Annotated in this window: 18 protein-coding genes; 11 read left to right on the forward strand and 7 right to left on the reverse strand. The window is 70.7% G+C overall.

Features of this window, described 5'->3' with window-relative positions; translation table 11 throughout:
• The first annotated feature begins 91 nt into the window (after window positions 1-91).
• Window positions 92-322, forward strand: a complete 231-nt coding sequence (locus tag AB6L24_RS08735; RefSeq protein ID WP_030360919.1) for a hypothetical protein — start codon at window positions 92-94, stop codon at window positions 320-322.
• A gap of 75 nt (window positions 323-397) precedes the next feature.
• Here the strand turns inward: AB6L24_RS08735 and AB6L24_RS08740 are convergent, their stop codons facing one another.
• The 3 genes from AB6L24_RS08740 to AB6L24_RS08750 form a co-directional block, all read right to left on the reverse strand.
• Window positions 398-1,477, reverse strand: a complete 1,080-nt coding sequence (locus AB6L24_RS08740; RefSeq protein WP_405653910.1) for a S1C family serine protease — start codon at window positions 1,475-1,477, stop codon at window positions 398-400.
• Window positions 1,478-1,618: 141 nt separating this feature from the next.
• On the reverse strand, window positions 1,619-2,290 hold the full coding sequence (locus tag AB6L24_RS08745) for a class I SAM-dependent methyltransferase (RefSeq protein WP_405653912.1): 672 nt from the start codon (window positions 2,288-2,290) through the stop codon (window positions 1,619-1,621).
• Window positions 2,291-2,370: 80 nt separating this feature from the next.
• The gene (locus AB6L24_RS08750; RefSeq protein ID WP_405657100.1) at window positions 2,371-3,000 is read right to left on the reverse strand and encodes a DUF3043 domain-containing protein; all 630 of its coding nucleotides are present in this window, start codon (window positions 2,998-3,000) and stop codon (window positions 2,371-2,373) included.
• A gap of 247 nt (window positions 3,001-3,247) precedes the next feature.
• On the opposite strand from AB6L24_RS08750, the gene AB6L24_RS08755 reads away from it, so the two are divergent.
• The 4 genes from AB6L24_RS08755 (at window position 3,248) to AB6L24_RS08770 (ending at window position 6,435) form a co-directional block, all read left to right on the forward strand.
• The gene (locus AB6L24_RS08755) at window positions 3,248-4,042 is read left to right on the forward strand and encodes a PspA/IM30 family protein (protein WP_405653914.1); all 795 of its coding nucleotides are present in this window, start codon (window positions 3,248-3,250) and stop codon (window positions 4,040-4,042) included.
• Between the two features lie 44 nt (window positions 4,043-4,086).
• Window positions 4,087-4,365 carry a PspA-associated protein PspAA gene (locus AB6L24_RS08760; RefSeq protein ID WP_030360914.1) on the forward strand — a complete coding sequence of 93 codons (279 nt, stop codon included), beginning with the start codon at window positions 4,087-4,089 and terminating at the stop codon, window positions 4,363-4,365.
• A 136-nt stretch (window positions 4,366-4,501) separates the two neighbouring features.
• Window positions 4,502-5,758, forward strand: a complete 1,257-nt coding sequence (locus tag AB6L24_RS08765; protein WP_405653916.1) for a sensor histidine kinase — start codon at window positions 4,502-4,504, stop codon at window positions 5,756-5,758.
• Window positions 5,755-6,435 (forward strand): response regulator transcription factor, encoded by a 681-nt coding sequence (locus AB6L24_RS08770; RefSeq protein ID WP_289951812.1) that lies wholly within the window; start codon window positions 5,755-5,757, stop codon window positions 6,433-6,435. The genes AB6L24_RS08765 and AB6L24_RS08770 overlap by 4 nt, the downstream gene beginning before the upstream one ends.
• A 26-nt stretch (window positions 6,436-6,461) precedes the next feature.
• On the opposite strand, the gene nadA is transcribed toward AB6L24_RS08770, so the two are convergent.
• Window positions 6,462-7,658 carry a quinolinate synthase NadA gene (gene nadA / locus AB6L24_RS08775; protein ID WP_087883764.1) on the reverse strand — a complete coding sequence of 399 codons (1,197 nt, stop codon included), beginning with the start codon at window positions 7,656-7,658 and terminating at the stop codon, window positions 6,462-6,464.
• Between the two features lie 253 nt (window positions 7,659-7,911).
• On the opposite strand from nadA, the gene AB6L24_RS08780 reads away from it, so the two are divergent.
• Window positions 7,912-8,268 carry an iron-sulfur cluster assembly accessory protein gene (locus AB6L24_RS08780; RefSeq protein WP_030360910.1) on the forward strand — a complete coding sequence of 119 codons (357 nt, stop codon included), beginning with the start codon at window positions 7,912-7,914 and terminating at the stop codon, window positions 8,266-8,268.
• Between the two features lie 119 nt (window positions 8,269-8,387).
• Here the strand turns inward: AB6L24_RS08780 and AB6L24_RS08785 are convergent, their stop codons facing one another.
• Both AB6L24_RS08785 and AB6L24_RS08790 read right to left on the reverse strand, forming a co-directional pair.
• Window positions 8,388-10,028 carry a hypothetical protein gene (locus AB6L24_RS08785; protein WP_405653919.1) on the reverse strand — a complete coding sequence of 547 codons (1,641 nt, stop codon included), beginning with the start codon at window positions 10,026-10,028 and terminating at the stop codon, window positions 8,388-8,390.
• A 175-nt stretch (window positions 10,029-10,203) separates the two neighbouring features.
• On the reverse strand, window positions 10,204-10,431 hold the full coding sequence (locus AB6L24_RS08790; RefSeq protein WP_405653921.1) for a hypothetical protein: 228 nt from the start codon (window positions 10,429-10,431) through the stop codon (window positions 10,204-10,206).
• 133 nt (window positions 10,432-10,564) lie between these two features.
• Here AB6L24_RS08790 and AB6L24_RS08795 point away from each other — a divergent pair, with 133 nt between their 5' ends.
• The gene (locus AB6L24_RS08795; protein ID WP_380852011.1) at window positions 10,565-11,539 is read left to right on the forward strand and encodes a carbohydrate kinase family protein; all 975 of its coding nucleotides are present in this window, start codon (window positions 10,565-10,567) and stop codon (window positions 11,537-11,539) included.
• Between the two features lie 83 nt (window positions 11,540-11,622).
• Here AB6L24_RS08795 and AB6L24_RS08800 read toward each other — a convergent pair whose 3' ends face one another.
• Window positions 11,623-13,002 carry a cysteine desulfurase/sulfurtransferase TusA family protein gene (locus tag AB6L24_RS08800; RefSeq protein WP_405653923.1) on the reverse strand — a complete coding sequence of 460 codons (1,380 nt, stop codon included), beginning with the start codon at window positions 13,000-13,002 and terminating at the stop codon, window positions 11,623-11,625.
• Between the two features lie 334 nt (window positions 13,003-13,336).
• On the opposite strand from AB6L24_RS08800, the gene coxB reads away from it, so the two are divergent.
• The 4 genes from coxB (at window position 13,337) to AB6L24_RS08820 (ending at window position 17,821) form a co-directional block, all read left to right on the forward strand.
• On the forward strand, window positions 13,337-14,299 hold the full coding sequence (gene coxB, locus AB6L24_RS08805; RefSeq protein ID WP_030360905.1) for a cytochrome c oxidase subunit II: 963 nt from the start codon (window positions 13,337-13,339) through the stop codon (window positions 14,297-14,299).
• A complete protein-coding gene (ctaD, locus tag AB6L24_RS08810; RefSeq protein WP_087883761.1) occupies window positions 14,296-16,032 on the forward strand; it encodes a cytochrome c oxidase subunit I in 1,737 nt (578 codons plus the stop codon). The genes coxB and ctaD overlap by 4 nt, the downstream gene beginning before the upstream one ends.
• Window positions 16,029-16,427 carry a cytochrome c oxidase subunit 4 gene (locus AB6L24_RS08815; protein WP_405653926.1) on the forward strand — a complete coding sequence of 133 codons (399 nt, stop codon included), beginning with the start codon at window positions 16,029-16,031 and terminating at the stop codon, window positions 16,425-16,427. Before ctaD ends, AB6L24_RS08815 begins: the two co-directional genes overlap by 4 nt.
• 146 nt (window positions 16,428-16,573) lie before the next feature.
• Window positions 16,574-17,821, forward strand: coding sequence for an Ig-like domain-containing protein (locus tag AB6L24_RS08820; RefSeq protein WP_405653928.1), 1,248 nt, complete (start codon window positions 16,574-16,576; stop codon window positions 17,819-17,821).
• Window positions 17,822-17,835 lie beyond the last annotated feature (14 nt).

Here is a 17,835-nt window from a genome sequence, read left to right on the forward strand (position 1 = left end):
CCCGGCGCCGCGCGCCCGGCTAGGCTTCAAGCGGCTCCGGCTCCCGCTCCTGGCGGCTGCCGGGACACCCACTGGACCTCGGGAGGCTGACATGGCGGCATGGACGTGGCGGTTCGAGAAGGCGGACGGGACGGAGGTCCAGCCTGCCGTGCAGCCCGAGGAGTTCACCACCCAGGGAGACGCGGAGACCTGGCTCGGTGAGCACTGGAAAGAGCTGAGCGAGGGCGGGGCGGACCAGGTGACTCTGTTCGAGGACACCTCGGAGATCTACGGGCCGATGAGCCTGCACGCCCAGGACGCGGGCAGCGCCCAGGGTTCCTGAACCGCGGCGTTCCTGGGCTTTTGCCACTTCGGCGGGGGCGGTGCGAGTGCGCCGCCCCCGTCCGCCGTACGGCTGCTACATCTCGCCGAGCGTGACCTCGGCCGTCCGCTCGGCACCGTCGCGCACGTACGTCACCCGCTCCTTGGCGCCCGGCTCGACCGCCGCCAGGGACTCGGACAGCGAGGTGATCGTGGTGATGGGGGTGCCGCCGAGGTCGGTGATGATGTCACCGGGCTCCAGGCCCGCCTCCGCCGCGGCGCCGCCGTCCTGCACCTCGACGATCGCGACGCCCGCCGGACGGTAGTCGTCGCCGAGCACGGTGCGGGCGGTGATGCCGAGCGCGGCCCGGCCCGAGTCGGTGACCCGGCCGTTCTTCACGATCTGGTCCGCCACGGTCTTGACCATGGACGAGGGGATCGCGAAGCCGATGCCGGGGGCCGCCCCGTCGCCCATGTCCGGGTCGGTCGCGGCGAGCGTCGGGATGCCGATGACCGAGCCGTCGAGGTCGACGAGGGCGCCGCCGCTGTTGCCCGGGTTGATCGCGGCCGACGTCTGCACCATGTTGCCGATGGTCGCGCCGGTCCCGCCGCCGTCCCGGCCCTCGCTGACCGTACGCCCGGTCGCCGAGACGATGCCCTGGGTGACGCTCGACGACAGGCCGAGCGGCGAGCCCATCGCCAGCACGATCGTGCCGACCTCGATCTTCGTGGAGTCCCCGAACCTCGCGGCCTTCAGCCCGCTCGGCGCCTTGTCCAGCTTGATCACGGCGAGGTCCTGCTCCGGGTACGCCGACACCAGCTTCGCCGCGAGCGGCTGCTCACCGGTGGCCGTGGTCACCCGGAACGTCTTCTCCTCGCCCACGACGTGGGCGTTGGTGACGATGTGCCCCTTGTCGTCGTAGACCACCCCGGAGCCGAGGCTGTCGGACGCGTCGATCTGCACGACCGACGGCAGCACGTCCTTGATCACCTTCTGGTAGTCGTCCTGCAGGTCGCTCGCGGCGGCGGGCGCCGCCTGCGTGGTCGCCCGGTCCGACCGGTCCGCCCGGTCGCCGTCCCCGCCACCACCGCCGGAACACCCGGCGACGAGGACGACCAGGACGGCGGCGGCGGGAAGGGCCGGGAACAACGGGACGCGGGTACGCGGCAGTCTCATAGCCCGAGTCTCGGCGCCGCCCCGCGCCCCGTCCTGCGGGAAGCGTCCGAACAGGGGGGCCGTCCGACCGGGGGCGGGAGCCGCCGTCAGGGGCACCGCGCGGACCGCGACGCCCCGGGGCACGTACCTCGCTACGAGGCGTCAGTCCCGCCCGCCGCACAGGTGCAGCATCGTCGCCACCCGCCGGTAGGGGTCCGTGCGCCCGGCCCGGGTCTCGGCGGACAGCAGGGCCTCCAGCTCGGGACCGGCGGCCGGTATGTCGGTGGCCTCGGAGAACACCCGCACGCCGTACCAGGCGACCAGCGGTGCCGCGATGCCCGCGAGGGACTGCCCGACGGCGTCCAGGCGGTGCGCCCGGACCTCCGCGCCGCTCTCGTCGCGGTAGGTGTCGGACCCGAAGGCGGCGAGCGCGCCGGCCCAGTCCGCCCGCAGCCCGGGGCGCATGGCCAGGGCGTCGGCGTTGCGCACCACCAGGGACAGCAGGCCACCGGGCGCGAGCACCCGGCCGAGCCCGGCGAGCAGCGCGTCCGGCTCGTCGACGTGCATCAGGCCGCCGTGGCACAGCACGACGTCGAAGCTGCCGGGCAGGAAGTGCACGCCGGTGTCCCGCGCGTCGCCCTCGACGACCCGCATCCGCGACCGGATGCCCTCCGGTTCCGCGGCCACCACCGCGCGCACGGCGGCCAGCGCGTCCGCGTCCTGCTCGACGCCCGTCACCTCGTGCCCGCCGCGGGCGAGACGCAGCGCCTGCGCCCCGCGGCCCATCCCGACGTCGAGCACACGCAGCCGCTTGCCCAGCGGGAAGCGCGCCACTATCCGCTCGTCGAGCTGGCGGCCGACCAGTTCGTGCCGGACGGCCTCGCCCGGGCCAGGGCTCGCGCCCCGGTCCTCGCTCAGGACCGGCCTCCGCGCTTGCCCTGCGGCTTCGGCAGCCGCAGTCGGCGCATCTGGAGGCTGCGCATCAGGGCGTACGCGACGGCGCCCTTCTTGTTCTCGTCCGGGAAGCGCTCGTTCAGGCGCTTCTTCAGCCGGATCACCGTGGCGACGGAGTCGACCACGATCAGGACGATCACGAAGAGCCACAGGAGCAGCGCGATGTTCTGCAGCTGCGGGATGCGGACCATGCTCAGGACGAGGATGATCACGGCCATCGGCAGGAAGAACTCGGCGACGCAGAACCGCGAGTCCACGAACTCACGTGCGTACTTGCGCACCGGACCCTTGTCACGCGCGGGCAGATACCGCTCGTCGCCGCTGGCCAGCGCCTCGCGCTGCTTGGCCATCGCGGCGCGGCGCTCGTCGCGCTGGCGCTTGGCTGCCTCCTTGCGCGTCGTCGGCGTGTTCATCACGCTGCGGCGCTGGGACTGGGCCAGGGCACGCTTGGGGGTGGGGCGGCCCTTGGGGGCCTGCGGGTCACGGGGCTCGGACGAAGAGTCGGTCACCGGGGCCTTGGCTGCCGGGGCCTTCTCGTCCTTGGATCGGCTACGGAACACAAAGCCCAAGGGTACGGGGTTCCGGGGCATGGACCGCAGTCGCATGGGGAACGATCCCGCAACACCGGACGTCTTGATTATGTGGCTAAGGGGCCTTGCGGGGCGGTTTCCCAGGGGCGCACCTACTCCTTGCGCCGGAGAGCCGGACGGTGCAGTCGTCCTTGGGGATGAGCGCATCCGCCCGCGAACAGTGCGGTAATGGATACAGACCCCGTACCGTGGGTTCTGTTGCAGTAGCTGGAGCTGGAAGTCCGTCAGAAGGGGGCGCGCGAAGCCCATGAGCGGTGTCATGAAGCGTATGGGGATGATCTTCCGCGCGAAGGCGAACAAAGCCCTTGACCGGGCCGAGGACCCGCGCGAAACCCTCGATTACTCGTACCAGAAGCAGTTGGAGCTGCTGCAGAAGGTGCGCCGCGGCGTCGCCGACGTGGCGACCTCCCGCAAGCGTCTCGAGCTGCAGCTGAACCAGCTCCAGAAGCAGTCCTCCACCCTGGAGGACCAGGGCCGCAAGGCCCTCGCGCTCGGCCGTGAGGACCTGGCCCGCGAGGCCCTGTCCCGCAGGGCCGCCCTCCAGCAGCAGGTCAGCGACCTGGAGGTGCAGCACCAGACGCTGCAGGGCGAGGAGGAGAAGCTCACTCTCGCGGCCCAGCGCCTGCAGGCCAAGGTGGACGCCTTCCGCACGAAGAAGGAGACCATCAAGGCGACCTACACCGCCGCCGAGGCCCAGACCCGGATCGGCGAGGCCTTCTCCGGCATCTCCGAGGAGATGGGCGATGTGGGCATGGCGATCCAGCGCGCCGAGGACAAGACCGCGACGCTCCAGGCGCGGGCCGGCGCGATCGACGAACTTCTCGCTTCCGGCGCCCTCGACGACTCCTCCGGCCTGGCCAAGGACGACATCCAGTCCGAGCTGGACCGGCTCTCCGGTGGTACGGATGTAGAGCTGGAGCTGCAGCGCATGAAGGCCGAGCTGGCCGGCGGCTCCAGCACGTCGCAGCAGGCCATCGAGGGCGGTCAGGGCCAGAGCCAGCAGGTGCAGCCGCGGGACACCCCGCGCTTCGACAAGCAGTAGTCGCTCCGGCAAGGGCCGAACCGCGCACGTCCGAGGAGGGCGTCATGATCGTACGGATCATGGGGGAGGGACAGGTGAAGCTGGCCGACAGCCACTTCACCGAGTTGAACAAGCTGGACGACGAGCTGCTCGAGGAGATGGAGAGCGGCGACGAGTCCGGCTTCCGCAGGACGCTGCACGCGCTCCTGGACAAGGTGCGTGAGCTGGGCGAGCCGCTGCCCGACGATGCCCTGGAGCCGTCCGAGCTGATCCTCCCCGCGCCCGACGCGACCCTGGACGAGGTCCGCGCCATGCTCTCCGACGACGGACTCATCCCGGGCTAGCCCCGGGGTGGCCGGAGGGCGGGCGCGGCCGGTCGTGGCCGAGCCCGGTCGGGCGCGTCAAGGGGATGCGTCAACGCCCGTCCAGGGAACCCCCTTTCCGTTCCCTCCGTCTGAGCGGCGCCGTACCGTTTAGTACGTGACCAACTTTGAGCGGTGCCGCGGCTGGGCCAGAACGCACCCGTTGGCCGTCGACGCGATCCTTGCCGCCGTCGCCCTCGTCTGCATGGTCATCGGCTCCTTCGCCGAGCCCTATGGAGAGCACGGCTCCACCTGGAACGTCCACGCCCCGGGCAATCTGAGCCTCACCCTCATGGGAGCGGGCGCCGCAACGCTGGTCTTCCGCCGCCGCGCCCCCTGGACGGTGCTCGCGGCCAGCTGCGGCTTCTCCATCGTGGAACTGGTGACCAGCGGCCCGCGCGCCCCCGTCGTGATGTGCGCCGTCATCGCCCTGTACACGGTCGCCGCCACCACCAACCGCCCCACCACCTGGCGCATCGGCCTGGTCACCATGACGGGCCTCACCGGCGTCGCCATGCTGGCGGGCCCGCTGCCCTGGTACGCCCAGGAGAACCTCGGCATCTTCGCCTGGACCGGCATGGCCGCGGCCGCCGGTGACGCCGTCCGCAGCCGCCGCGCCTTCATCGACGCCATCAGGGAGCGGGCCGAGCGCGCCGAACGCACCCGCGAGGAGGAGGCCAGGCGCCGGGTCGCGGAGGAGCGGCTGCGCATCGCCCGCGATCTGCACGATGTGGTCGCCCACCACATCGCCCTGGTCAACGTGCAGGCCGGGGTCGCAGCCCACGTCATGGACAAGCGGCCCGACCAGGCCAAGGAGGCCCTCGCGCACGTCCGCGACGCCAGCCGCTCCGCGCTCGGCGAACTGCGTGCCACCGTCGGCCTGTTGCGCCAGACCGGCGACCCGGAGGCCCCCACCGAACCGGCGCCGGGCCTCGGCCGCCTCGACGACCTCGTCGACACCTTCCGCAACGCGGGCCTGCCCGTGGACGTGGCCCGCGGCGACGCCGACCTGTCGCCCCCGGCCGCCGTCGACCTGGCCGCGTACCGGATCATCCAGGAAGCCCTCACCAATGTGCAGAAGCACGCGGGGGAGCACGCCAAGGCGGAGGTCAGCGTCGTGCGCGTGGGGCCGAACCTGGAGGTCACCGTCCTGGACGACGGCGCCGGTGAGGACGCCCAGGCCGCCGACGACCCGGACCGCGGCGGCGGGCACGGCCTCCTCGGCATGCGTGAGCGCGTGAGTGCCCTCGGCGGGAGGTGCAGCGCGGGGCCCCGCTACGGAGGTGGTTTCCGGGTACATGCGATCCTGCCCGTCACGACCGCGAAACAGGGCGACCGGGGTCAGACCCCGGTCAAGGGAGGGACTACCGCGTGACGATCCGGGTGCTGCTCGCCGATGACCAGGCGCTGTTGCGCAGCGCGTTCAAGGTCCTCGTCGACTCCGAGCCCGACATGGAGGTCGTCGGCGAGGCGTCCGACGGCGCGCAGGCGGTGCGGCTCGCGAAGTCCGAGTCGGCCGACGTCGTTCTGATGGACATCCGCATGCCCGGCACCGACGGCCTGGCCGCGACCCGGATGATCAGCGACGACCCGGCGATGTCCCACGTACGTGTGGTGATGCTGACCACCTTCGAGGTCGACGAGTACGTCGTGCAGTCGCTGCGGGCGGGGGCGTCGGGCTTCCTGGGCAAGGGCGCGGAGCCGGACGAACTGCTCGGCGCCATCCGGATCGCGGCGGCGGGCGAGGCGCTGCTCTCGCCCACGGCGACGAAGGGCCTGATCGCCCGGTTCCTCGCGCAGGGCGAGGGCTCCGACGGGGACGCGCCCGCCCGCAGCGAGCGCCTGGACGCGCTCACCGGACGGGAGCGCGAGGTCCTGGTGCAGGTCGCGGGCGGCCACTCGAACGACGAGATCGCCGAACGCCTGGAGGTCAGCCCGCTCACGGTGAAGACCCATGTGAACCGCGCGATGGCCAAGCTCGGCGCCCGCGACCGGGCCCAACTCGTCGTCATCGCCTACGAGTCGGGCCTGGTCCGGCCGCGGGGCGAGTAGTCCCTCACCGGTGTGCGGGGAGAGGGCTACGGCAGCGCCAGCATCCGCTCCAGGGCGAGCTTCGCGAACTGCTCGGTCTCGCGGTCGACCTCGATGCGGTTGACGAGCTTGCCGTCGGCGAGGGACTCCAGGGTCCACACCAGGTGCGGCAGGTCGATGCGGTTCATGGTCGAGCAGAAGCAGACCGTCTTGTCGAGGAAGACGATCTCCTTGTCCTCGGCGGCGAAGCGGTTCGCGAGCCGCCGCACGAGGTTCAGCTCGGTGCCTATCGCCCACTTCGACCCCGCCGGGGCCGCCTCCAGGGTCTTGATGATGTGCTCGGTCGAGCCCACGTAGTCCGCGGCGGCCACGACCTCGTGCTTGCACTCCGGGTGGACGAGCACGTTCACGCCGGGGATGCGGGCCCGCACGTCCTCGACCGACTCCAGCGAGAAGCGCCCGTGCACCGAGCAGTGCCCGCGCCACAGGATCATCTTCGCGTTCCGCAGCTGCTCGGCGGTCAGGCCGCCGTTCGGCTTGTGAGGGTTGTAGACGACGCAGTCCTCCAGGGACATGCCCATGTCGCGCACGGCGGTGTTGCGGCCGAGGTGCTGGTCGGGCAGGAAGAGCACCTGCTCGCCCTGCTCGAAGGCCCACTCCAGGGCGCGCTTGGCGTTCGACGACGTACAGATCGTGCCGCCGTGCTTGCCCGTGAACGCCTTGATGTCGGCCGAGGAGTTCATGTACGAGACGGGCACGACCCGCTCGGCGATGCCGGCCTCGGTCAGCGCGTCCCAGCACTCGGCGACCTGCTCGGCCGTCGCCATGTCGGCCATCGAACAGCCCGCGGCCAGGTCGGGGAGCACGACCTTCTGCTCGTCGCCGGTCAGGATGTCCGCGGACTCGGCCATGAAGTGCACACCGCAGAAGACGATGTACTCGGCCTCCGGGCGGGCGGCCGCGTCCTTGGCCAGCTTGAAGGAGTCGCCGGTGACGTCGGCGAACTGGATGACCTCGTCGCGCTGGTAGTGGTGGCCGAGCACGAAGACCTTGTCGCCGAGCCGCTCCTTGGCGGCGCGGGCGCGCTCCACCAGGCCGGGGTCCGAGGGCGAGGGCAGATCGCCGGGGCACTCCACGCCGCGCTCGCTCCGGGGGTCGGCCTCGCGGCCGAGCAGCAGCAGGGCGAGCGGGGTCGGCTGTACGTCGAGCTCGGAGCGGTCCACGGTGGTCTGGGCGGTGGTCACGACACACACCCTTTCTTCTGTGATGGTCGCGGCCGGGGCCGGGACCGAAGTGGGCCGGAGGTCGGCACCACGGATCCTTTTCGTCGAATTGACGCTATCTATCATAACTGCTTCACGTCAGTTTGACGATGGCCATAGTGTCGATGTGACGCATCCCCCGTGCGGCCCCGTGTGCGAGCATGGGAATGAACACGCCGCTCCGCCGGTTGCAACCGTCGGCAAGCAGTCTCCGTACAACCCGGGAGAGAAGCAGATGTCCGTATCGGACGAGACCACCACCGTGAGCGACGGCATCCTCCTGTCCGACGCCGCCGCGGAGAAGGTCAAGGCCCTCCTTGACCAGGAAGGCCGGGACGACCTGGCGCTGCGCGTGGCCGTTCAGCCCGGTGGCTGCTCGGGCCTGCGGTACCAGCTCTTCTTCGACGAGCGCTCGCTGGACGGCGACGTCGTCAAGGAGTTCGGCAGCGTGAAGGTCGTCACCGACCGCATGAGCGCTCCGTACCTGGGCGGTGCCTCCATCGACTTCGTCGACACCATCGAGAAGCAGGGCTTCACGATCGACAACCCGAACGCCACCGGCTCCTGCGCCTGCGGCGACTCGTTCAGCTAGGCCGGTCCGCGTCCGCCTCGTGCGGGCGGTGACCAGGCAGAGCGTACGAAGGCGGCGGCCCCCTCCACGGGAGCCGCCGCCTTCGTCGTGCCCGGACTTCGTCCTGCCCGGCGCGGGCGCTACTTCTGGGGTGCCGGAGTGCCCTTGCGCGTGCCGTCGTCGCGGGGCACCGCCTTGCCGTCCTCGGACACGACCTTCCGGTCGCCGAGCGGCGCGTCCAGCTTCACCGACAGGACGTAGGACCGCGCCATCGCGACGCACACCGTGCCCTCCTTCGTGGTCGAGGTGACCTCCACCTCGACCTGCCCGCCGCGCTCCTGCGCCGAGGCCGCGAACGTGCTGCACACCCCGTCCGTGAAGTGCAGCGTCAGGGTCCGGCCCGCCGTGCTGTAGCCCTCGACCTTCACGTCCTCGGTACGGGTGTCCGGGTCGCCGGGCCGGACGGTCGGCCCCTCAGGAGGGCCGACGGTGCCGGAATCGCCCGGCGCCCGCAGGTACTTGGGGTCCACCGCGGGGTGCGTCACCGTGTAGGCCTCCGGCGCGCCCGCGGGCTTCACCGCGAACAGCCACGACGGCACGAGCGCGGTCCGCCCGTCCACGAACTGCGCCGCGAGCCCGAACTCGGCGTCCTCGACCGTGATCGGCTGCGGTGTCGGCGGCTTGGGGGAGGGCGGGCACGGGGCGTTCTTGCCGGGGGCGGGCTCGCCAGGCGCCACGCCGTCGGCGCCCTGGTCCTTGGGTGCGTCGGCGCCCTTGTCCTTGTCCCCCTTGTCCTTGGACGCGTCGTCGCCGTCCCCGTGCGGAACCGGCCGCGCACAGCCGCCGATGCCCCCGCGCCCGTCGCCCCGGCCGGACTTGTTCAGCAGGTCGAGCGCCTTGTCCGCGCCCACGACGGGGTACGTCGCCCCCTTCTCCGGCTCGGTCAAGTGCCCGCTGCCGCCGACCACTTGGCCGTCGGCGCCGACCTGGACGCCCGTCGACCAGCCGTACGTCGGCAGGCCGCCCACCTTCGGGTCGGCGTTCACCACCCGCACCGCCCCCATGAGCTGGCGCGCGTCGAGCTTCGCGTCGTCCAGGCCGACGGCCTTCAGGACGGGGGCAGCCGCCTTCTTCGCGGCGGCCTCGCCGACGGCGCCGCCGGAGTCGTCGGCGGGACGGTCGGCGGGCCCGGTGCCGGTGCTCGAATCCGGGCCGGTGCCCGTGCCCGGACACCGCTTGCCCTTCAGGCAGTTGTCGCCGCCAGGGGTCGCGTGCCGGGTGTACGTCCAGGCGCCGGGCGCCGCCTTGCTCACCCGCAGCGAGGGGCCCGCGCCGTCGTTCGAGGGGCCGATCCACCAGGCGCCGTCGCGCGTGACCGGGGAGCCGGAGACGCCGAGGGCCTTGGCGAGCCGGTCCACCCGGTCGCGCGGGACGTCGCCGCGCACCTGGTGCACGGCCGCCGAGTCCGGCCCGTCGGGCAGCTCGCCCACGGCCTTGTACGTCGCGCCGTTCGGGTCGGGCTCGCCCGGCGCGATGCCTTCGGTGCTGCCGTCGGGGCCCTGGCTGCTCCGGCCGTCGCGGTCGCCCGTGTACGCGTCGAGGGTGAGCGGCGGCGGCGCGCCACCGTCACCCGTGGCCGCGTCGCGGCCCTCGTCGCCGTCGGACGACACCGTCGCCAGATACGCCCCGCCGCCGCCCGCGAGCAGCACCGCGGCCGCGACCGAGGCGACCATCAGCGGGGACCGCCGCCGTTGTCCGTCCTGCGTCTGCTCGCTGCTCACCGCATCGCTCCTTAGAACGCCAAGCCGTCCCTGGTCGCAGAAACCCCACCCATGAGGTTTCGGCGTACAACGCATCCCCTCTGAAGGGGACAGCGGTGGGACGCGGCGGGGGAGCGCACGGTTCCCTCAGCGCGCGCCGGGCGGCGCGGCCGGTGTCGGGGCCCCGGCCCCGGTCTCAGTTGCCGTACTCCGGCATCCGGTCGATGACGCGGGCGGACGCGGCCGGGACCGTGACCCCGTGGATCAGCGACGCCGACACCGGCGCGGCCGCCACGGCGGGCACCACCCAGTGCGGGGCCATACGGGCGCAGTCGCCGCGCAGCGTCTCCAGGGTCTCGGCGCGCGACACCTCCACGGCTTCGGCGGAGTGCTGCGGAACGCTGTGCTTCGGGATGACGGCCATAACGGAACCGTATGCACCGCTACGGCGAAGAAGAAAGACCTACTATTGGGTATTTTTGGCCAGTTCTATGTTGGGTGTTCGACCGGATAGCGTTAACCGTCAACCCCTCGCCTCGCCGCAGGAGCTTCTCGCCGTGCGAATCGCAGTCACCGGCTCCATCGCCACCGACCACCTCATGACCTTCCCCGGCCGTTTCGCCGACCAGCTGGTCGCCGACCAGCTGCACACGGTCTCCCTCTCCTTCCTGGTCGATGCCCTAGACGTCCGCCGCGGCGGCGTCGCCGCGAACATCTGCTTCGGCATGGGCCAGCTCGGCACCGGCCCCGTCATCGTCGGCGCCGCCGGCGCCGACTTCGACGAGTACCGCGCCTGGCTCGACCGGCACGGGGTGGACACCGCCTCGGTCCGTATCTCCGAGACCCTGCACACCGCCCGCTTCGTGTGCACCACGGACGCCGACCACAACCAGATCGGCTCCTTCTACACCGGCGCGATGAGCGAGGCCCGCCTCATCGAGCTGAAGACGGTCGCCGACCGCGTCGGCGGCCTCGACCTGGTCCTGATCGGCGCCGACGACCCGGAGGCGATGCTCCGCCACACCGAGGAGTGCCGCACCCGCCAGATCCCGTTCGCCGCGGACTTCTCCCAGCAGATCGCCCGCATGAGCGGCGACGACATCAGCACCCTCCTGGAGGGCGCGACCTACCTCTTCTCCAACGAGTACGAGAAGGGGCTCATCGAGTCCAAGACCGGCTGGACCGACGCCGAGATCCTCGCCAAGGTCGGCCACCGCGTGACCACCCTCGGCGCGAACGGCGTGCGCATCGAGGCCGTCGGCGAGGACCCGATCGAGGTCGGCGTGCCCGAGGAGAAGGCCAAGGCCGACCCGACGGGCGTCGGCGACGCCTTCCGCGCCGGCTTCCTCTCCGGCCTGGCCTGGGGCGTCTCGCACGAGCGCGCCGCCCAGGTCGGCTGCATGCTCGCCACCCTGGTGATCGAGACCACCGGCACCCAGGAGTACGAGCTGCAGCGCGTCCAGTTCATGGAGCGCTTCACCAAGCAGTACGGCGACGAGGCCGCCGCCGAGGTCAAGGTCCACCTGCCGTGACCGTGCCGCCGGGTGCGGGCGCCGACCGGCCCCGCACCCGGCCGCACCGCGGACCCCCATCGGGCCGCGCCCGAAGCCCCGGCTCACACCAGCCGCCGCACCTCGTAGGCCACCCCGTCCGCCCGCTCCCGCGCCCCGACGTACTCCTGCTCCTGCGTCCAGCACCACGCCGGGATGTCCACGGCCGCGACCTCGTCGTCCGACAGAACGGTGACCGTGCCGCCGACCCGGACCCGGGGCAGCGCCTTCGCCAGCTCGATCACGGGCAGCGGGCAGCGCTCGCCCAGCGCGTCGACGGTCAGCTCGTCCAGGGTGCCCGCCGCGGTGACACCGACCGGCGCGCCCAGCTTCTCGCGCACCCCGGCCACGGCGCCCGGCAGCACCTCAAGGAACCGCTCGACCTCGGCGTCCTCGGTGCCCGGCGGCAGCGACACCCGCACATTGCCCTCGCTCACCACCCCCATGGCCGTGAGCACATGGCTCGGCGTCAGCGTGCTGCTCGTACAGGACGAGCCGGACGACACCGAGAAGCCGGCCCGGTCCAGCTCGTGCAGCAGGCTCTCCCCGTCGACATAGAGACAGGAGAAGGTGACGAGGTGGGGCAGGCGCCGCACCGGATCGCCCACGACCTCCACATCCGGTACCAGGGCCGGCACCCGCGCCCGGATCCGCTCCGTCAGCTCCCGCAGCCGCGCCGCCTCCGCGGCGGCCTCGGCGCGCACCGCCCGCAGCGCCGCCGCGGCCGCCACGATCGCCGGAATGTTCTCGAAGCCGGGGGAGCGCCCCGACTCCCGCTCGTCCACCGGCCCCCGCGGCGCGAACCGCACCCCCTTGCGCACCACGAGCAGCCCCACTCCGGCGGGCCCGCCCCACTTGTGCGCACTGGCGGCGAGCAGCGACCAGCCGCCGTCCACCGCGCCCCACGGCAGCGACTGCGCGGCGTCCACGAGCAGCGGCACCCCGGCCGCCCGGCAGACCTCGGCGACCTCGGCCACCGGCTGCTCGGTGCCGACCTCGTGGTTGGCGGACTGCAGACACGCCAGCGCCGTGTCCTCGCGCAGCGCCTCCGCGTACGCCGCCGCCGTCACCGCGCCCGCCCGGTCCACGCCGACCTCGGTCACCGCCCCGCCCGCCGCCTCGTGCGCCGCGGCCGAATGGAGTACGGCCGAGTGTTCGACGGCGGACACCACCAGATGCCGTCCCACCCGACGCCGTCCGGCGAGGGCCCCCGCGACGCCGTCGTGCAGCGCCCGGGTCCCCGATGGAGTGAACACCAGCTCGTCCGCCCGGCACCCCACGGCCTCGGCGGCGGCCTCCCGCGCCGCGTCGAGCAGCATCCGGGCCCGCCGCCCCTCCCGGTACAACCGCGCCGGATCGGCCCACCCCTCGTCGAGAGAGGCCATCAGCGCCTGGCGGGCGATGGGATGGAGCGGGGCAGCGGAAGCAGCGTCGAAGTAGGCCACACGGTCACGCTAAGGCCTGCGGTGAGCGGGCCCGCCTCAAGGGGCGCGGGGAACTGCGCGACCGGCCACAGCGGACCCGCAGCCGCCGAACAAAGGCTCAGCCCCGAGCTGAGAGGCGCCCCAACCCTCCGTCAGATACCGGCCGACGGCGGGCCATCCCACCTCTTCAGGGTGACCCGCGGCGCGTTAGGCACCCTCCCCGCGCGACCCCAAATAGCGTCCAGTAGGGTTTGGTCCGCATAAACATCCAAACCCCTGCCCGACGCAGGGCGGCGACCGACCACCGAGAAGGCCGCAGCCAACAGCGCGGGCGAGACTCTCGGGAAGGCGCTACGTGAGTCCCAACGGCTCCGACCGCTCGCCGCGGCGCCCGATGCGGCGGAAGCTGCTGCAGGCATTGACTGCGGGCCTGGTCCTGGTAACCGCCACCGGTTGCACATACAAGGACTTTCCCCGCCTTGGTATGCCGACCCCGGTCACGGAGGAGGCTCCGCGGATCCTCTCCCTCTGGCAGGGCTCGTGGGCGGCTGCGCTCGCCACGGGCGTGCTGGTCTGGGGCCTGATCGTGTGGAGCATCATCTTCCACCGGCGCAGCCGCACCAAGGTGGAGGTCCCTCCGCAGACGCGTTACAACATGCCCATCGAGGCGCTGTACACGGTGGTCCCGCTCATCATCGTCTCGGTGCTCTTCTACTTCACGGCTCGCGATGAGTCCAAGCTCCTCAAGCTCGACGACAAGCCCGCCCACACCATCAACGTGGTCGGCTTCCAGTGGAGCTGGGGCTTCAACTACATCGAGAACGTGAAGGGCTCCAACAAGGACAACGCCAGGACCGCCAAGGAACTGGACGCCATTCCGGACCGGTTCCGCAAGGACTTCCCGGCCAACGCCGGCGGCGTCTACCAGGTCGGTACGCCCGGCGAGCGGAACCCGCAGAACGGCAACCCCGGCCCGACCCTCTGGCTCCCCAAGGGCGAGAAGGTCCGCTTCGTACTGACTTCGCGTGACGTCATCCACTCCTTCTGGGTGGTTCCGTTCCTGATGAAGCAGGACGTCATCCCGGGTCACACCAATGCCTTCGAGGTCACTCCGAACAAGGAGGGCACCTTCATGGGCAAGTGCGCCGAGCTCTGCGGCGTCGACCACTCCCGGATGCTCTTCAACGTCAAGGTCGTCTCTCCCGAGCGCTACCAGAAGCACCTCGAGGACCTCGCGAAGAAGAACCAGACCGGTTACATCCCGGCCGGCATCGAGCAGACGGGCCACGAGAAGAACCGGGAGACGAACAACCTGTGAGCATCCTCAACGAACCCCAGGGTGCCGCGGCAGCAGCCGACTCGTACGAGGACGAGCTGCCGGTCAGGCGCAAGCAGCCGGGAAACGTCGTCATCAAGTGGCTGACCACCACTGACCACAAGACGATCGGCACGCTCTATCTGGTCACGTCGTTCGCGTTCTTCTGCATCGGCGGCGTCATGGCGCTCTTCATGCGCGCCGAGCTCGCCCGCCCGGGTACGCAGATCATGTCGAACGAGCAGTTCAACCAGGCGTTCACGATGCACGGCACGATCATGCTGCTGATGTTCGCGACGCCGCTGTTCGCGGGCTTCGCGAACTGGATCATGCCGCTCCAGATCGGCGCGCCCGACGTCGCGTTCCCGCGCCTGAACATGTTCGCCTACTGGCTGTACCTGTTCGGCTCGCTGATCGCCGTCGGCGGCTTCCTCACCCCGAACGGCGCCGCAGACTTCGGTTGGTTCGCTTACTCGCCGCTCTCGGACGCGGTCCGGTCGCCCGGCATCGGCGCCGACATGTGGATCATGGGTCTGGCCTTCTCCGGCTTCGGCACGATCCTCGGCTCGGTCAACTTCATCACCACCATCATCTGCATGCGCGCCCCCGGCATGACGATGTTCCGCATGCCGATCTTCGTGTGGAACGTGCTCCTCACCGCCGTGCTGGTGCTGCTCGCCTTCCCGGTTCTGGCCGCCGCGCTGTTCGCCCTGGAGGCGGACCGCAAATTCGGTGCCCATATCTTCGACGCCGCCAATGGCGGGGCCTTGCTGTGGCAACACCTCTTCTGGTTCTTCGGCCATCCAGAGGTGTACATCATCGCCCTACCATTCTTCGGAATCATTTCCGAAGTCATCCCGGTGTTCTCGCGCAAGCCGATGTTCGGCTACATGGGTCTCATCGGCGCGACCATCGCCATCGCCGGTCTTTCGGTGACGGTGTGGGCGCACCACATGTACGTCACAGGCGGCGTACTCCTACCGTTCTTCTCCTTCATGACGTTCTTGATCGCCGTGCCAACAGGCGTGAAGTTCTTCAACTGGATCGGAACGATGTGGAAGGGGTCCTTGTCCTTCGAGACCCCGATGCTCTGGGCGATCGGCTTCCTGATCACCTTCACCTTCGGTGGTCTGACGGGTGTCATCCTGGCCTCGCCGCCGATGGACTTCCACGTGTCGGACTCGTACTTCGTGGTCGCGCACTTCCACTACGTCGTCTTCGGCACCGTGGTGTTCGCGATGTTCGCCGGATTCCACTTCTGGTGGCCCAAGTTCACCGGCAAGATGCTCGACGAGCGGCTCGGCAAGATCACGTTCTGGACGCTGTTCATCGGCTTCCACGGCACGTTCCTCGTCCAGCACTGGCTGGGTGCCGAGGGCATGCCGCGCCGGTACGCGGACTACCTGGACGCGGACGGCTTCACCGCCCTGAACACGATCTCGACGATCGCCTCGTTCCTGCTCGGCCTGTCGATCCTGCCGTTCTTCTACAACATCTGGAAGACGGCCAAGTACGGCAAGAAGATCGAGGTCGACGACCCGTGGGGCTACGGCCGCTCGCTGGAGTGGGCCACGTCCTGCCCGCCGCCGCGGCACAACTTCCTCACGTTGCCGCGTATTCGTAGCGAATCCCCGGCGTTCGACCTGCACCACCCGGAGATCGCCGCTCTCGACCAGCTCGAGAACGCCGGTCACGGCGAGAAGGCTCTCGCTGGCGGCAAGGAGGCCGGCAAGTGAAGGTCCAAGGCAAGATGTTCATCTGGCTGAGCGTCTTCGTACTGGCCATGGCGATCGTCTATGGCTGGTGGTCGAAGGAGCCCGCCGGTACCACCGCGCTCTTCCTGGCCTTCGGCCTGTGCATCATGATCGGCTACTACCTGGCCTTCACGGCCCGGCGTGTCGACGCCTCCGCACAGGACAACACCGAGGCCGACGTCGCGGACGAGGCCGGCGAAGTGGGCTTCTTCAGCCCGCACAGCTGGCAGCCGCTCTCCCTGGCCGTCGGTGGCGCGCTCGCCTTCATGGGCGTCGTCTTCGGCTGGTGGCTGCTGTACTTCTCCGCTCCGCTGCTCCTCATCGGACTGTGGGGCTGGGTCTTCGAGTACTACCGCGGCGAGAACCAGAACCAGTAGTTCTCCCGCACCAGCGGTCCCGAGGGGCCCGGACCCTCCCTCAGGAGGGTCCGGGCCCCTCGGCCGTTCGCCCACTCGGTCTTTCGGCGGAACTCGTACGGGTCACTCGGCGCGCCGGTGCTGACGAATCTTCATAGCGTGTGCTCATGAGACACTCACCGCGAATCCGCACGGTACTGAGCTGCACGATGCTGGTGGTCGCCCTCGGTGCGGGGGCCACGGCCTGCGGCAGCGACGGCCATCCGCTCTCGGCCAAGCCGTACGACGCGGCGAGCCAGATCGCGTTCAACGGCCCCGCGGGCAGCCAGAAGGCCGACCCCGACAAGCCGCTGGAGATCACCGCGGAGGGCGACGAGGGCCGCATCACCGACGTGACGGCCACCGACGCCATGGGCAGGTACGTGGCGGGCGAGCTGACCGCCGACGGCTCCCGGTGGCACAGCACCGCGCCCCTCGCGGCGGGCGCCGACTACACCGTGCGGGTGAGCACCGAGGACGACGAGGGCTCACCGGGCCGCAAGGTCCTGAACTTCGCCACCGACAAGGCCGCCAAGAAGAAGCAGCTGAAGGTCACCCTCGGCCCCGTGGCGGGCAAGTACGGCGTCGGCCAGCCCGTCACCGCCAAGCTCAGCGCCAAGGTCAAGGGCAAGGAGGCCAGGGGCATCGTCGAACGCGCCCTGAAGGTGCGCTCGCAGCCCGCCACGGAGGGCGCCTGGCACTGGGTGGACAGCCAGACGCTGCACTACCGCCCCAAGGACTACTGGCCCACCGACGCCACCGTCGACGTCACCAGCAACCTCGAAGGCATCAAGGTCACCGACAGACTCTGGGGCGCGGGGACCAAGCCGCTGCGGTTCACCACCGGCGACAAGATCGTGGCCGTGACGGACGCGGGCTCGCACTGGATGACCGTCTACCGCAACGGCGAGGAGATCAACTCCATGCCGGTCACCACCGGCAAGCCCGGTTATGCCACCCGCAACGGCATCAAGGTGGTCCTGGGCAAGGAGTACGCGGTCCGCATGACCAGCGCCAGCATCGGCGCGTCGGACTTCTACGACAAGATGGTCTACTACGCGACCAGGGTCACCGACAGCGGCGAGTACGTGCACGCCGCCCCCTGGTCGGTGGGCTCCCAGGGCAACGCGAACACCAGCCACGGCTGCACCGGCATGAGCACCGGCAACGCCGCGTGGTTCTACGAGACCGTCCGTCAGGGTGACATCGTGAAGGTCGTCAACAGTTACGGCGCCGACATGGACCCGTTCGGGAACGGATTCGGCGACTGGAACGTGAGCTGGAAGAAGTGGGTCGAGGGCAGTGCCCTCCTCGGCGGCGCCAAGGAGGGCCCCGAGCCCGCGGACGTGGCGAGACTGCGCCCTCAGTCGGTCTGAGTCCCGCCGGCCCC

Origin of the sequence: Streptomyces sp. RK9 (genome assembly GCF_045070545.1) — a bacterium.
GTDB classification, from domain to species: Bacteria; Actinomycetota; Actinomycetes; order Streptomycetales; family Streptomycetaceae; genus Streptomyces; species Streptomyces alboflavus.

What these genes read in the sequence shown, in the direction of transcription:
- AB6L24_RS08755 (WP_405653914.1), top strand. Translation starts at nt 3,248, where the DNA reads ATGAGCGGTGTCATGAAGCGTATGGGGATGATCTTCCGCGCGAAGGCG.
- AB6L24_RS08790 (WP_405653921.1), bottom strand. Translation starts at nt 10,431, where the DNA reads ATGGCCGTCATCCCGAAGCACAGCGTTCCGCAGCACTCCGCCGAAGCC.
- AB6L24_RS08780 (WP_030360910.1), top strand. Translation starts at nt 7,912, where the DNA reads ATGTCCGTATCGGACGAGACCACCACCGTGAGCGACGGCATCCTCCTG.
- AB6L24_RS08820 (WP_405653928.1), top strand. Translation starts at nt 16,574, where the DNA reads ATGAGACACTCACCGCGAATCCGCACGGTACTGAGCTGCACGATGCTG.
- AB6L24_RS08750 (WP_405657100.1), bottom strand. Translation starts at nt 3,000, where the DNA reads ATGCCCCGGAACCCCGTACCCTTGGGCTTTGTGTTCCGTAGCCGATCC.
- AB6L24_RS08735 (WP_030360919.1), top strand. Translation starts at nt 92, where the DNA reads ATGGCGGCATGGACGTGGCGGTTCGAGAAGGCGGACGGGACGGAGGTC.
- AB6L24_RS08760 (WP_030360914.1), top strand. Translation starts at nt 4,087, where the DNA reads ATGATCGTACGGATCATGGGGGAGGGACAGGTGAAGCTGGCCGACAGC.
- AB6L24_RS08740 (WP_405653910.1), bottom strand. Translation starts at nt 1,477, where the DNA reads ATGAGACTGCCGCGTACCCGCGTCCCGTTGTTCCCGGCCCTTCCCGCC.